The sequence below is a fragment of the Klebsiella sp. PK01 genome (genome assembly GCF_057624675.1).
In genome coordinates this window covers 118,824-133,269 of record NZ_JBYEZM010000002.1, presented here as the reverse complement: position 1 = coordinate 133,269, position 14,446 = coordinate 118,824, and the positions used below count along the sequence as shown (strand labels likewise).

Below are 14,446 nucleotides of genomic sequence, written 5' to 3'. Positions count from 1 at the left end.
ATTTTCATGAAGGTAAATATCGATACCAGCGATATGCTGTACGCCGAAGCATGGCACGGATTTAAAGGTACGGACTGGAAAGAAGAAATTAATGTCCGTGATTTTATTCAGCACAACTATACGCCGTATACCGGAGATGAATCATTCCTTGCTGAGGCGACGCCGGCGACGACCGCGCTGTGGGAAAAAGTCATGGCCGGCATTCGCGTAGAGAACGCCACCCACGCGCCGGTTGATTTTGATACTAATATCGCCACCACCATTACCGCTCACGATGCCGGCTATATTGAGCAATCGCTGGAAAAAATAGTCGGCTTGCAAACGGATAAACCGCTCAAGCGCGCGCTGCATCCGTTTGGCGGCATTAACATGATTAAAAGCTCGTTTGATGCCTATGGCCGGGAAATGGATAGCCAGTTTGAATATCTGTTCACCGAGCTGCGTAAAACCCACAATCAGGGGGTATTTGACGCTTATTCGCCGGATATGCTGCGCTGCCGTAAATCCGGCGTACTGACCGGTCTGCCGGATGGCTATGGCCGCGGGCGTATCATTGGCGACTACCGCCGCGTGGCGCTATACGGCATCCGCTATCTGGTGCGTGAACGTGAACTGCAGTTTGCCGATCTGCAGGCAACGCTGGAGCGCGGGCAGGATCTGGAAGCCACTATTCGTCTGCGTGAAGAGCTGGCGGAACACCGCCGCGCGCTGCTGCAAATGCAGGAGATGGCGGCGAAATACGGCTGCGATATCTCCTGCCCGGCGCGCAACGCTCAGGAAGCGGTACAGTGGTTGTACTTCGCCTATCTGGCGGCGGTGAAATCGCAAAACGGCGGTGCGATGTCGCTGGGGCGTACCGCCTCTTTCCTCGATATCTATATCGAGCGCGACTTCCACGCCGGGATCCTCAATGAACAACAGGCCCAGGAACTGATCGACCACTTCATTATGAAGATCCGCATGGTGCGTTTCCTGCGTACGCCGGAATTCGACACGCTGTTCTCCGGCGATCCTATCTGGGCAACCGAAGTGATTGGCGGGATGGGGCTGGATGGCCGCACGCTGGTGACTAAAAACTCCTTCCGCTATCTGCATACGCTGCACACCATGGGCCCAGCGCCGGAACCCAACCTTACCGTATTGTGGTCGGAAGCGCTGCCGATTGCCTTTAAGAAATATGCCGCCCAGGTCTCGATCGTCACTTCCTCGCTGCAGTATGAAAACGATGACCTGATGCGCGCCGATTTCAACAGTGATGATTACGCTATTGCCTGCTGCGTCAGCCCGATGGTCATCGGCAAACAGATGCAGTTCTTCGGCGCGCGCGCCAACCTCGCCAAAACGCTGCTGTACGCAATCAATGGCGGGGTGGATGAGAAACTCAAAATCCAGGTCGGGCCGAAAACCGCGCCGCTGATGGATGAGGTACTGGATTACGACAAAGTGATGGCCAGCCTCGATCATTTTATGGATTGGCTGGCGGTGCAGTACATCAGCGCGCTGAACATCATTCATTACATGCACGATAAATATAGTTATGAAGCCTCGCTGATGGCGCTGCACGACCGCGACGTATACCGCACTATGGCCTGCGGGATTGCCGGGCTGTCGGTGGCGGCGGATTCGCTTTCGGCTATTAAGCACGCGAAGGTGAAACCCATCCGCGACGACAGCGGCCTGGCGATCGATTTTGAGATTGAAGGCGATTATCCGCAGTACGGCAATAACGATCAGCGCGTCGATAGTATTGCCTGCGATCTCGTTGAACGCTTTATGAAGAAAATTAAGGTGTTGCCGACGTACCGTAACGCGGTGCCCACGCAGTCGATCCTGACGATTACCTCAAACGTGGTGTACGGCCAGAAAACCGGTAATACCCCGGATGGCCGCCGCGCCGGTACGCCGTTTGCGCCGGGGGCCAACCCGATGCATGGCCGCGATCGCAAAGGGGCGGTCGCTTCGTTGACTTCCGTGGCTAAGTTGCCGTTCACCTACGCGAAGGATGGAATCTCTTATACCTTCTCGATCGTCCCGGCGGCGTTAGGTAAAGAGGCGAGCGTCCGGCAAACCAACCTCGTCGGTCTGCTCGATGGCTACTTCCACCACGAAGAACGGATCGAGGGCGGCCAGCATCTGAACGTCAACGTGATGAACCGCGAGATGCTGCTGGACGCCATAGCTCATCCGGAAAATTATCCGAACCTGACCATCCGCGTCTCTGGCTATGCGGTGCGCTTTAATGCGCTAACCTACGAACAGCAGCAGGATGTCATTTCGCGAACCTTCACCCAGGCGCTGTAACGCAACGGGGCGACGATAATGGTCGCCCCATTTTTATCATGGGTGTGAAACCTGGTCTTCACTGCACGGTAAACCGAGGTGTAGATATGATTAGCGCTTTCGATATTTTCAAAATTGGTATTGGTCCTTCGAGCTCTCATACGGTGGGGCCGATGAATGCAGGAAAAAGTTTTATCACCGAGCTGGCGACCCGCGGCGACCTGACGCAGACTACGCGCATTGTCGTCGATCTGTACGGTTCGCTATCGCTGACCGGCAAAGGGCATGCGACCGATGTCGCCATTATCATGGGGCTGGCGGGAAATAGTCCGCAGGATGTCGATATTGACGCCATCCCGGCTTTCATTCAGCAGGTGACCGCGAGCGGCCGTCTGCCGGTGGCGAAGGGGAGTCGGCAGGTTGATTTCCCGTTGCCGGAGAGCATCGTATTTCATGATAGCGCGCTGGCCCGCCATGAGAACGGTATGCGCATCAGCGCCTGGGATCATCAGCAGCCGCTACTCAGCAAAACCTATTACTCAATTGGCGGCGGATTTATCGTTGAGGAATCGCGTTTTGGCCAGACTCACGATATCGCAACGCCCGTCCCCTTTGATTTCCGTTCCGCCCATCAACTGCTTCAGCTGTGCGAACACAATGGCCTTTCCATCTCTGGCCTGATGATGCAAAACGAGCTGGCGCTGCGCGATAAGGGGCAAATCGATGCTGGCTTCGCCGCCATTTACGCGGTGATGCGTAACGGTATTGAGCGGGGAATGAATACCGAGGGCGTGCTGCCGGGGCCGCTCAACGTGCCGCGGCGGGCGGCGGCGCTGCGCCGACAGCTGGTGGCCAGCGATAGTCTGTCCCGCGATCCGATGAACGTCATCGACTGGATCAATATGTTTGCGCTGGCGGTGAGCGAAGAAAATGCCGCCGGTGGGCGGGTCGTCACCGCGCCTACCAATGGCGCATGCGGGATTATTCCCGCGGTTCTGGCCTATTACGACAAGTTTCGCCGCCCAGTCAATGCCAACTCGATTGCCCGCTATCTGCTGGCTGCGGCGGCTATCGGTTCACTGTATAAGATGAATGCCTCTATATCTGGCGCAGAAGTTGGCTGTCAGGGCGAAATTGGCGTGGCCTGCTCTATGGCGGCGGCTGGGCTGACGGAACTCCTTGGCGGCAGCCCGGCGCAGGTATGCAACGCCGCGGAAATCGCCATGGAACATAACCTCGGTCTGACCTGCGATCCGGTGGCCGGGCAGGTGCAAATCCCCTGCATCGAACGCAATGCCATCAATGCGGTGAAGGCGGTTAACGCCGCGCGGATGGCGCTCCGCCGAACCAGCGAGCCGCGGGTTTGTCTCGACAAGGTCATTGAGACAATGTATGAAACCGGTAAAGACATGAACGATAAATATCGCGAAACCTCACGCGGCGGGCTGGCGATAAAAGTGATTTGCGACTGACGAATCAGAAAGGACTGGGCTGGCGCGCCGCTATCGCTTCACCGCTGACCGGATGGTGAAAATGCAGTTCGCTGGCGTGGAGCATCAGGCGTGAGGCCTGATGTGACGCCAGCCCTCCGTAGAGATCGCAGCCGAGAATCGGATAGCCGAGATGCTGGCAGTGGATGCGTAGCTGATGGGTGCGTCCGGTTTCCGGTAGCAATCGTACGCGAGTTACCGCCAGCGAACCGCTGGCTGTTGGCAACCATTCCCGTGATAGCACCTGATAGCGCGAGCGCGCCGGTTTACCGTTACGCTCGCTAATCGCCATCCGTGGAAACAGCGCCGGATCTTTGGCAATCGGCGCGTCTATCACCCCTTCATCTTCCTCTGGATGCCCACACAACAGGGCGTGATAAACCTTGCTTACCGCCCGCTGGCTGAACTGCTGACACAGCGCGGCGTTGATCGTTTTGTTACGCGCCACCACCATAAGGCCGGAAGTCCCGAAATCGAGCCGATGAACCAGCGAGCACCCAGGAAAATTCTGCACCAGGCGGTGATGGACCGAATCCAGGTTCTGCGGGTTCTTACCCGATAGGCTGAGCAGACCGCTGGGTTTGTCGATCAATAACAAATGTTCGTCCTCGTAGAGGATCTTAATCTGCGCGGAACAAGGTGGGGCGATGAAGGTATCAATTACGGTAGACATGGGCAGGCGCTGCTTAAGGGTGAGGGCGGATGATAGCGAATCTCTGTCTGGAAGGCGACCCGGAATCTACGCTCCGGAACGGAAGACTTTTTAGCGAATAACGATAACAAAGTATGCAACCCCTTTGCAGAGACGAGCTGGGTATGGTAGGTGTATGTTATGTTATAACATATAAGTATCGGTAAATATGCTTAAGAGTGATTCTGAAATACTTAGCATCAAGGGGCTGAGTCTAAATGTCAAAAAGGGGACTGTAATACTCGACGGTATTCATTTCTCGCTCCGAGCCGGGGAAAAGCTGGCGGTTATTGGACCTAACGGCAGCGGTAAGTCGAGCCTATTAAGAGCCATTATTGGCGAACTCTGTCCGGATAAAGGGACGCTGTACTGGCAGGGGCGTCCACTACGGCAACTGTCGCCGGAAGCGCGCGCGCGGAATATTGCCTTCCTGTCGCAAAACGATATCCCCGATTTGCGTCTGACGGTGGAAGAGTATGTTCAATTGGGGCGTTTACCGTATCGCGAATCACCGTCCTCGGCGCAGGGACGTCGCATCGTGGAGAGCGTTATTAGTGATACGGATCTGAAACCTTTACGCCATCGCCAGTTGGGCGACCTCTCCGGCGGTCAGCGCCAGCGCGCCGCGCTCGCCCGCGCGCTGGCGCAATCGCCCACATTATTACTGCTGGATGAGCCGACTAATCACCTCGATCCGCTGGCGAGAACCGAGTTACTTGCCCTGGTAAAACGCGCAGAGGTTGCGGTGATTGCGGTGTTACACGACCTTGCCGCGGCTGAAGCCTTTGCCGACCGGATGCTGGTTCTCCACCATGGCAAGCAGGTGATTTGCGACGTACCCGAGGCTGCGCTGCACCCCAGCGTGAGCTATCCGGTTTTTGGCATGACCAGTTTTCGCGTGGCGCATCCCGTTAGCGGTAAAGCGCTGCGCATTTTTGAAGTTCCTCATCGCGCTTAATGAACTCGAGTAAATATGAACAAACTTTTAACTACTTTATTGCTGCTGTTAAGTAGCCCGTTGGCGCTGGCTAATCAATTTCCCGTCACCGTGGATAGCTGCGGTAAGCCCATCACCTTTAATCAACCCCCGCAGCGCGCGGTGATTAACGATCTTAATATGGCGGAAATGGCCTTCGCGCTCGATCTCCAGAATCGTATTGTTGGGCTAACCGGCATCACCGGCTGGTACAAACTTACGCCGGAGTTCAAAGCGGCGATGGGGGTCATCCCCGAGCTGGCGCCTAAATATCCGGCGCTGGAAACGCTGCTGGCGGTTCGGCCGGACTTTTTCTTCGCCGGCTGGAACTACGGCATGAAAATCGGCGGCGATGTGACGCCGCAGACGCTGGCGCCATATGGGATTAACACGCTGGTACTCAGTGAAAGCTGCGTCCAGGCCGGCGGGCGCGGGAAGAAAGCTGATATGAGTTTGCTGTACAACGATGAACTCAAGTTGGGCAAGATTTTTGGCAAGCAACAACAGGCAGAAGCGCTGGTGGAAGGGTGGAAGCGTCGCCTGGCGCATCTGCCCGCCAGGGCAGCGAATACGCAGCCGCTGCGGGTCTTTGTCTATGACTCCGGCGAAGATAAACCTTTTACCAGCGGCAAGTACGGGATGCCGACGGCCATTATCGAGGCGGCCGGGGGACGCAACGTGATGGATACTCTGGACGCGAACTGGACAACGACGAGCTGGGAGGCGGTGGCGGCCAGAGAACCACAGGTGATTATTCTGCTCGATTACCAAACCGGCACGGGAACCGAGGCGCTGCAGCGCGTACTGGAATCCCATCCCCTGATGAAACAGACCCCCGCTGTCCGGCAGCAGCGTTATCTAAAGTTGCAGTATGCTGAATTGACTCCGGGGCCGGCGAATATTGCGGCAGTTGAGAAGCTGGCGCATCTCTTATATGCCACGGACGTGAAATGAAGCCGTCAATGCAACGTTTTGTTCTATGGACGGCGCTGGCATCCGTCGTTTTATGCGCTTTGATGATTTCGAGCCTGCGGTTGGGGAGTGTGGAGCTCTCATGGCGACAGGTGATATCAGCGTTAGGGCTATCATCCGCTCCCATTCCCGAGATTTTGAAAACTATCGTCATTGACTTACGCCTACCACGGAGCCTGCTGGCGGCGTTGACCGGCGCAGGACTGGCGATCGCCGGCTTGCTGTTACAGACTACGACACGTAACGAACTGGCCGATCCATTCTTGTTCGGTCTCTCTTCAGGCGCTTCCGCCGGCGCGGTGCTGGTGATCACCCGTTTCGGCGAGATACTGGGGGCGTTTACGCTTCCGGTCTCGGCCTTCATCGGCGGGATATTATCCGCGCTGGCGGTGATGATGTTGTTTCGCGTCAACCAGTTAAGGCGAGCGGAACAGTTAATTATCTGCGGCCTGGCGGTGTCGTTTCTTTTCAGCGCGCTGACCAGCTATCTGGTCTTTTCCGGCGATCAGCGAGCGGCCGGTTCGTTGCTATTCTGGTCATTGGGCGGTCTGGGACTGGCGAGATGGGACAACCTGTTCATTCCGTTATTGAGCCTGGCGCTGTTGAGCGGATTTACCCTGATTCGCTGGCGGGCGTTGGATGCGCTGCTGGCGGGGGAGCAGACGGCCTGCTCGCTGGGCGTCGACGTGGAGCGGCTGAGAAGCGAAACCTTTCTCTGCTGCGCGTTGGCTACCGCTTTGCTGGTCTCTTTAACCGGGGTCATTGGTTTTGTCGGCCTGATGGTGCCTTATCTGGCGCGTCGGGTCGTGGGCGTCAGGCACCGAATGGCCGTGCCAATGTGCGCTCTGCTGGGCGCGATATTGCTCATTGGCGGCGATATACTTAGCCGAAGCCTGATAGCGAATCAAGAATTACCGATTGGTATTATTACTGCCGGGCTTGGCGGCGCGTTTATTGTTAGTCTGCTGATGCGGGCAACACGATAAGCCGGGTCAAGGCTAATAAAACCCATTAATTGCGCGCAATTAATGGGTTTTATTATTTGAATGAATGTTATTCGCCGAATATAAAATTATTCGCCGCCGTTGAAGAGGTGACTTTTCTGGTTGGTGCGCTTTTGGGGGAGGTGGAATGTTTGTAAATAATTCGCCAGAAATATAATTGAGCCGGAAATTCTTTCAGGTCAATATTGTTGCGGCATAGCGGTAAGTGATGATTTATATCAATGGAATAGGCATCATTGGCGCATGCCCCGTTAGTCAGTGAGTTTTTGGTTTAATTCCCTACTAAAAACACATGAGCCCACGCGATATATTGCAATATTGCGATTGCTGGTTATTTTGTTTGTTATTTCTATAGTGAATATTCTTGATATCAATCTAAATATGGTTCATTAATCTGGGTGGTTAACGGTAACTAGTGATTCATTCTGATGTGGTTCGGATATATAAGGGATGTAATGAACAACGCCTTCCCAGGTGAGCGACTCAATACCCGTATTCATTCACAATTGTCACTGCATATCGAAATTGAACCGAGGGCCGTCGAGTTGACAGTTAAACTTCTGGCCGTTAGTCGTTTCGATAATATTAAAGCCCACCCAATATTCGTTCAAGAAAAAATAAATACCAATAACAATAATTCAAGTTTTTCTCTTTCGGAGCGCCGTTTGCCCGTGAGTTAGCAAGGTGAAATGAAATCTGGGGTTTAAGAACGTCTTATTGAAGAAGCAAAAGTAACGCACAGGAGGTGCGATGAAAACATTACGACCACTGTGGGGCAGGGGTCAGATGATCTCCCCACAACATTTTCAACAACAGGTGAACCAGGCGGCCTGGCAAAGCGAATGTATTGCCCGTCTGGGAGTAATGAATCCCTGGGGCGTCATCCGCGTCGAATTTGACGCCGCCCTGCTAAAGCAAGGGACACTGAAAGCCAGCCACCTGTACGTGCGCTTTCCTGACGGCACGCTTATCGATAGCGATAACGCTGATGCGCTTCCTGCGGTAATGGTATTGCCGCAGGAGGACTGCCGTGAATTAACCGTGGTGCTGGCGCTGCCTCATGAGCATGAAAACGGCGGCAACTGCCTGCAGATGGAAGAGCGCGCAGAGCGGCCGGTACGTTGGCGTCTGGCCTGGCGAGAAGTGCGCAACAGATATGGCGAAGACAGTCGACAAATTGCGGTGCTGCTTGCGCAACTGACGCTGCGCGCTGCGGATGACGATAACGGCGATTATCAAACCGTCGCCCTCGCCAGACTACGTCGCGACAGTCAGAACTGTTGGTCGCTGGATGAGCACTTTATCCCGCCGCTGCTGAAAGTGTTGGCCAGCCGCTGGCTTTACGAACAGACGGAACAGCTGACGAATCAGCTGCGCGCGCGCCTGCAGCGCCTGATGGCGATGCGCCGGGAGAGCAACGCCAGGATGGCGGATTTTGCGGTAGCGGATGTATCACTGTTCTGGCTACTTAACGCGCTCAACAGCGCGGAGCCGGTGTTGAGCCATTTTCTACGCCATCCACAGGTACATCCGGAACGGCTGTATGAAGCGCTGGCCGGCCTGGCGGGCAGCTTGCTGACCTTCTCCCTTGACCATACTACGGCGGATATTCCGCCTTATCGTCATCAGGCGCTGACAGAAGTCTTTCCACCGTTGTTCAAATTACTCGGCGTACTGCTCGAAGCCAGCCTGCCATCCAGGGTCGTGGCGATTGAAATGACGCACGATGACCGGCGTAAGCGCTGGCATGCCCGTCTGCACGATCCAAGGTTGCGCGAAGAGGCTGATTTTTATCTCTCGGTGCGTTCCACGCTACCAGCGGCGCAGCTGCTGGAGCAATTTCCGCAACAGTGTAAAGCCGGTAGCCCCGATGAGGTTGACCGGGTGGTCAACGGTTCGCAGCCGGGTATTCCGCTAAAGGCCATGAGCCATGTTCCCGCCGCCATCCCGCTGCGCCTGGAAAATCAGTATTTCACCCTTGATATGACTCATCCGGCGGCGCAGGCGATGCTGGCGGAAGGGAGTTGCGTCTTTTATGTGCCCGGCCTGCTGGGCGCCCCTGAACTCGAACTGTATGCGGTGCTGCGCTCATGACTCAGGATCTCAATATTGATGCTCTGCTGGCGGATAGCTGGCTTACGGTGACGGAACTGCGTCTCGGCGCCAAACTGGCCGAGGGAGAGGGGAAGCTCCTCTGGCAGCGTTGTGTAAACAACATTGAACAGGTGATGGCGCAGCTTGTGGCCGCGGATGTCAGTGAGGCGAACCGCCAGCATATCCTTTATAGCTGGTGCGCGCTGCTGGATGAAACCGCCAAAGGCCGCAAAGAGGAAGATGACGCCAGTATCACCTGGTACGATCGACCGCTGGAGGTCAAATATTTTGGCGGCATGGAAGCCGGGGATGCGCTCTATGAGCGCATCCGCCAGGTGCTGCGCGAACCTGCGCCGGATCTAGCCGTACTGACCTGTTTTCATCGGGTGCTGGCGCTGGGGTTTAAGGGCCGGTATAGCCTTAATGACCCGGCGCGCGCAGCGCTTGTCAGCACGCTCGGCGAGCGTGTACCGCCGTTTGCGAGCGACCCGCATCAGCCGATACTGGCGGCGCTCTCCGGGCGCAACGGCATGGCTGACTGGCTGCGCCGTTGGCCTATCTGCATTGGATTGTCGCTGGCGGCGGTGGCCGCGCTGTGGCTGGGGTTGAACTACTGGCTGGATGGTCTGGTAGCGGCTTTGCAACTGGGGAGCGGGCAATGAACGCGCGCTATCAGCGCCTGTTATGGTTGTGGGCGGGGCTGCTGGTAGTGCTGCTGAGCCTGCTGTTTCTGCCGTTAACCACCGGCGGCCGGTTGCTGGCTGTTGGGTTGACGGTGGCGGGCGTAGCGGCCGGAGTGGTCTACGTCGAGCGGCAACGACGCGGGCGACCAGAGGATGCCGACTGGATGGTTGAGCTACCGCCGGCGCCTTACCGACTGCCGGTTGTGCTGGTCTGCGGCGACACCGCGGACTGGCCGGGAGAAAGCGCGGTTTATCCTACCTCACAAGGTTGCTGGCTGAGAGTCACCACCGCTGCGTTACAGCAGACGGCGCGTTATTTGCAGCGTGAGCGGCCGGCGCTCATCGCGCAGTTGGCAGTGATATTCTGCGTGCAGCCGCAACAACATGATGATGACGCGGCGCTGACGGCCCGGCTTCGCGAGTTGCGCTGGCAGCTTGCTCAGGTGCGGCGTGATACCCGCCGGGCGATACCGTTACTGCTGAACAGCACCCTGTCCGGCGTATCGCTGGAGCCGTTATGGCAGACAGCGCGTGTCGGAGAGATGACGCAGGTGTGGCCCTCTGACGGCGTGCCCTGCAGCAGCGCAAGCTGGCTTGCGCAAGAGAGCGGGAGTAGCCGCCTGGCGGCGCAGGTGAGGATGAATGCGTTTACCCGCTTTACGCAGCAGATGGCGTTGAGCGCGCTGACTGCGGCAACCGACGATGTTCCCCCGATTGCCCCGGCAGTCGTGCTGTATCATTTCACGCCTGCCGGGGCGCCTGTCGTGGCGGATAACCTATGGCAGCGCTGGCTGTCTGGTCATACCGCCCTCAACTCACTACCGGGCTGGTTGCCGGAAATGACTTCAGAAGCGCGGACATTGCCTGATTTCATTTTGCCAATACTACCGCTGGGCGGTGGCATCACGCCGAAAAGCCGTGCTCTGCGGCGGGCATTCTGCCTGTTCTCCCTCGCGGCCATGATCGCGCTGTGCTGCAGCGCATGGAACAACCATCAACTCCTTCAGCGAATCGGCTTTGATGTTCAGCGCTATGAACGGACGGCGATGGACGACCATGCAGCAAAAGCCCGCGCCGTACAGATTTTACGTCAGGATGCGGCGCAACTGGACGCCTTCGCGCGTGATGGCGCGCCGCTGGCGCTGGGGCTCGGGCTATATCGCGGCGAGCGTCTGCGTCTGACGGTACTGGAAACGATTCGCTCCTACGTCCCCCCGCCACCGCCGAAAGCGGTAGAAAAAATCGTGCCGAAAATTATCCGCCTCGACAGCATGTCACTTTTCGATACCGGCAAGTGGACGCTGAAACCGGGCTCCACCAAGCTGCTGGTGAACTCGCTGCTGGGGATAAAGGCCAGGCCAGGTTGGCTTATCGTCATCGCCGGGCATACCGACAGCGTGGGTGATGATAAATCTAACCAGACACTCTCTCTGAAGCGTGCCGAATCAGTGCGCAACTGGATGCGCGACACCGGTGACGTGCCGGAAAGTTGTTTTGCGGTACAGGGTTATGGCGAAAGCCGACCTATCGCCAGCAACGAGGCGCAGCAAGGCCGGGCGCTGAACCGCCGGGTCGAAATTAGCCTGGTGCCGCAGGCCGATGCCTGCCGGGTGGCGACCAACTCCGCCTCATCCCCGGCGGATGGTGCTTTCTAAACCGACTATCTCATCAATCTCCGTGCGGGCAGGTTTTCCTGTCCGTCGTTTTTGTTGCCGGGGACCGGGGTCAACACAATCTGCCCAACCTTGTGCGCTTTTGGGCTCCTCATCAACAGGAAACAGCGACGGGCGGTAGCGTGGCTGAAAGTGATGGAAGGGAGATAAAGAAAATGGTGTTTGATAAGGGAAAATAAACCATGAGTAACATAAAGCCTTTGTTTTTCAACCACAGTCATCATCTTTTACAGGTGCATGGTTGTAACTCCTCGCTGGATGTTCTGTGCTTCGAAGGCGAGGAAAACTTAAGCGAGCCTTTCCGCTATACCATTGAATTTACCAGCAGCGATCGCGCCATCACCCCGCAGCAGATGTTGCTGCAAAACACCTCGCTGACCTTGCAGGCGCCGGTTGACCAGGGATTTGGCATTAAGATCCAGCAACCGGTGCGCGTGCTGCAGGGGACGATCACCACTTTTGAACGGATTTCCACCTCAAAGGAGGAAACGCGTTACGCCTTGACGTTACAGCCGCGTCTGGCGTTACTGTCGAAGAGCCATCAGAATCGAATTTACCAGGACATGTCGGTGCCGCAGATTGTGGAGCACATTCTCAGAACCCGTCACCACATGCGCGGGGAAGATTTTGTATTTCGACTGGCGCATGAATATCCGCGCCGTGAACAGGTGATGCAGTACGGCGAGGACGATCTGACTTTTATCTCCCGGCTGTTGGGCGAGGTGGGGATCTGGTTTCGCTTCACCGCAGATACCCGGCTAAATATTGATGTGGCGGAGTTCTTCGACGACCAGCAACACTACGAGGCGGGGCTGATGTTGCCCTCGGTCGCCCCGTCAGGGCAGCATGATGGCGGCAGCGAGTCGGTGTGGGATTTGCAGAGCCGACACCACGTGGTTGAGCGTTCGGTCTTCACCCGTGACTACAACTATCGTAACGCGCCCGAGGACATGAATCTCAACATCAATGTCAGCCGCGGCGATAGTACCACCTATGGTGAAGCCTATCACTGGGCGGACAACTATCTGGCGCCGGGTAATCGCTACCAGCATACGCCGGACCCGGAGAGCGGGGCCTTTTATGCCCGTATTCGCCATGAGCGCTACCTGAACCAGCAGACGCGGCTGAGCGGGGAAACAAACTGCGCGACATTGGCTCCCGGCCAACTGCTAAAAGTGAACGGCGGCGAGGAGGTGACGGAGGTCTGGCGCCGGGGCGTGGCGATCACCGCTATTCACTGTCGCGCCCGCCGCGATCGCAGCTTCGAAGTGACGTTTCAGGCCATTCCCAGTGTAGAAACCTATTGCTTTCGCCCGGCAATCATCAGCAAACCCAAGATGGCCGGGACGTTGCCAGCGCGCGTCACCAGCACCAAAATCAACGATCTCTACGGCCATATCGATCGCGACGGACGTTATCGGGTGAACTTATTATTCGACCGCGATCGCTGGCAGCCGGGTGAGGAAAGCCTGTGGGTGCGGCAGGCACGCCCTTACGCCGGTGAAACTTTTGGCCTGCATCTGCCGTTGTTAGCGGGAACCGAAGTGGCGATCGCTTTTGAGCAGGGGGATCCGGATCGGCCCTACATCGCCGGCGCGCTGCACGATTCCACGCACCAGGACCATGTGACGCTTTACAACTACAAGCGCAACGTGCTGCGCACGCCAGCGAACAACAAAATTCGCCTCGATGATACCCGAGGTAAAGAGCACGTTAAGGTCAGCACCGAATATGGCGGCAAGAGCCAACTGAACCTCGGCCATCTGGTTGATCATCAGAACACGCCGCGGGGAGAAGGGTTTGAGTTACGCACCGACAGCTACGGCGCGATCCGCGCAGGCAAAGGGATATTTATCACCGCTGACGAACAGCTGAAAGCGATGGGGGCGGTCGCGGAAATGGAGCCCGCCAGTAAATTGCTCAGCGCCGCCGCAGTTCAGCTCAACGACTGGCAGGAGATTGCCCGCACCCACTACAACACCCCACCGGATATCAGCACGTTAAAGCAGTTCGTCGGCAAAGCCGTCAATCTGGCGAGCCCCGTCCTGCTGATGAGCGCGCCGAAGGGCATCGGCATGGTGACGGCGGAAACGACGCTGTTGCAGAGTGGTAAAGGACTGTATCTGCAAAGCGCCAGCGATATTGCGCTGGCCAGCGGTAATCGTTTGTCGGTGAATACCAAAAACGCTATCTCACTGCTTTCCCACCGCGAAGGGATGCGTATGGTATCGGTGAAAGGCCCGCTGGAGATAGAGTCGCACGGCGATACTCTGGCGCTCACTTCACTGAAAGATATTACCGTTCAGTCAACGCAGGGTCATCTGCAGCTTACCGCCAAAAATGGTATCACCCTGGGCTGCGGCGGCGGCTACATTCGTCTGACTCCGCAGGGGGAAATCCACCTTCATAGCCCGAGCCTGCTCAGTTTTAAGGGCACACATAAGATGCAAGGGCCCGCCGGCGAGACATTTCCGCTTCCCGACCTTCCCACATCGATTTGTAAAGATTGCCTGATTCATGCGCAAGAACTGGCTCAGACCTTTGTTCCGCGTGCCGCCTGACAATCGCTTATTGATATAACTT

Annotated in this window: 10 protein-coding genes; 9 read left to right on the top strand and 1 reads right to left on the bottom strand. The window is 56.7% G+C overall.

The genetic code is table 11. The features are described from left to right. Positions 1-6: 6 nt before the first annotated feature. Together pflB and tdcG are read left to right on the top strand one after the other, a co-directional pair. A complete protein-coding gene (gene pflB / locus AC22LX_RS05775; RefSeq protein ID WP_487333836.1) occupies positions 7-2,301 on the top strand; it encodes a formate C-acetyltransferase in 2,295 nt (764 codons plus the stop codon). Between the two features lie 86 nt (positions 2,302-2,387). Beyond that, a complete protein-coding gene (gene tdcG, locus AC22LX_RS05770; protein ID WP_049060740.1) occupies positions 2,388-3,752 on the top strand; it encodes an L-serine ammonia-lyase in 1,365 nt (454 codons plus the stop codon). Between the two features lie 4 nt (positions 3,753-3,756). Here tdcG and AC22LX_RS05765 read toward each other — a convergent pair whose 3' ends face one another. After that, complete coding sequence (locus AC22LX_RS05765; RefSeq protein WP_049060741.1) at positions 3,757-4,443, bottom strand: RluA family pseudouridine synthase; 687 nt, start codon at positions 4,441-4,443, stop codon at positions 3,757-3,759. A 187-nt stretch (positions 4,444-4,630) separates the two neighbouring features. Here AC22LX_RS05765 and AC22LX_RS05760 point away from each other — a divergent pair, with 187 nt between their 5' ends. From AC22LX_RS05760 to AC22LX_RS05730, 7 genes are all read left to right on the top strand, one after another. After that, complete coding sequence (locus AC22LX_RS05760; protein WP_045390466.1) at positions 4,631-5,419, top strand: ABC transporter ATP-binding protein; 789 nt, start codon at positions 4,631-4,633, stop codon at positions 5,417-5,419. A 15-nt stretch (positions 5,420-5,434) separates the two neighbouring features. Continuing rightward, on the top strand, positions 5,435-6,391 hold the full coding sequence (locus tag AC22LX_RS05755; RefSeq protein WP_063448046.1) for an ABC transporter substrate-binding protein: 957 nt from the start codon (positions 5,435-5,437) through the stop codon (positions 6,389-6,391). Positions 6,392-6,399: 8 nt separating this feature from the next. Next, positions 6,400-7,395: a FecCD family ABC transporter permease gene (locus tag AC22LX_RS05750; protein ID WP_080961904.1), complete on the top strand. Its 996-nt coding sequence runs from the start codon at positions 6,400-6,402 to the stop codon at positions 7,393-7,395. A 768-nt stretch (positions 7,396-8,163) separates the two neighbouring features. Next, entirely contained in the window at positions 8,164-9,507 is a 1,344-nt protein-coding gene (tssK, locus tag AC22LX_RS05745) for a type VI secretion system baseplate subunit TssK (RefSeq protein WP_487333835.1), read from the top strand. Further along, positions 9,504-10,169: a type VI secretion system protein TssL, short form gene (gene tssL, locus AC22LX_RS05740; protein WP_047045208.1), complete on the top strand. Its 666-nt coding sequence runs from the start codon at positions 9,504-9,506 to the stop codon at positions 10,167-10,169. The genes tssK and tssL overlap by 4 nt, the downstream gene beginning before the upstream one ends. Further along, positions 10,166-11,845, top strand: coding sequence for an OmpA family protein (locus AC22LX_RS05735; RefSeq protein WP_487333834.1), 1,680 nt, complete (start codon positions 10,166-10,168; stop codon positions 11,843-11,845). Before tssL ends, AC22LX_RS05735 begins: the two co-directional genes overlap by 4 nt. A 200-nt stretch (positions 11,846-12,045) precedes the next feature. Further along, entirely contained in the window at positions 12,046-14,424 is a 2,379-nt protein-coding gene (locus tag AC22LX_RS05730; protein ID WP_049060270.1) for a type VI secretion system Vgr family protein, read from the top strand. Positions 14,425-14,446: the final 22 nt, after the last annotated feature.

Excerpts from the sequence above, each read along its gene's own strand:
- pflB (WP_487333836.1), top strand. The coding sequence starts at position 7 with ATGAAGGTAAATATCGATACCAGCGATATGCTGTACGCCGAAGCATGG.
- tdcG (WP_049060740.1), top strand. The coding sequence starts at position 2,388 with ATGATTAGCGCTTTCGATATTTTCAAAATTGGTATTGGTCCTTCGAGC.
- AC22LX_RS05765 (WP_049060741.1), bottom strand. The coding sequence starts at position 4,443 with ATGTCTACCGTAATTGATACCTTCATCGCCCCACCTTGTTCCGCGCAG.
- AC22LX_RS05760 (WP_045390466.1), top strand. The coding sequence starts at position 4,631 with ATGCTTAAGAGTGATTCTGAAATACTTAGCATCAAGGGGCTGAGTCTA.
- AC22LX_RS05755 (WP_063448046.1), top strand. The coding sequence starts at position 5,435 with ATGAACAAACTTTTAACTACTTTATTGCTGCTGTTAAGTAGCCCGTTG.
- AC22LX_RS05750 (WP_080961904.1), top strand. The coding sequence starts at position 6,400 with ATGCAACGTTTTGTTCTATGGACGGCGCTGGCATCCGTCGTTTTATGC.
- tssK (WP_487333835.1), top strand. The coding sequence starts at position 8,164 with ATGAAAACATTACGACCACTGTGGGGCAGGGGTCAGATGATCTCCCCA.
- tssL (WP_047045208.1), top strand. The coding sequence starts at position 9,504 with ATGACTCAGGATCTCAATATTGATGCTCTGCTGGCGGATAGCTGGCTT.
- AC22LX_RS05735 (WP_487333834.1), top strand. The coding sequence starts at position 10,166 with ATGAACGCGCGCTATCAGCGCCTGTTATGGTTGTGGGCGGGGCTGCTG.
- AC22LX_RS05730 (WP_049060270.1), top strand. The coding sequence starts at position 12,046 with ATGAGTAACATAAAGCCTTTGTTTTTCAACCACAGTCATCATCTTTTA.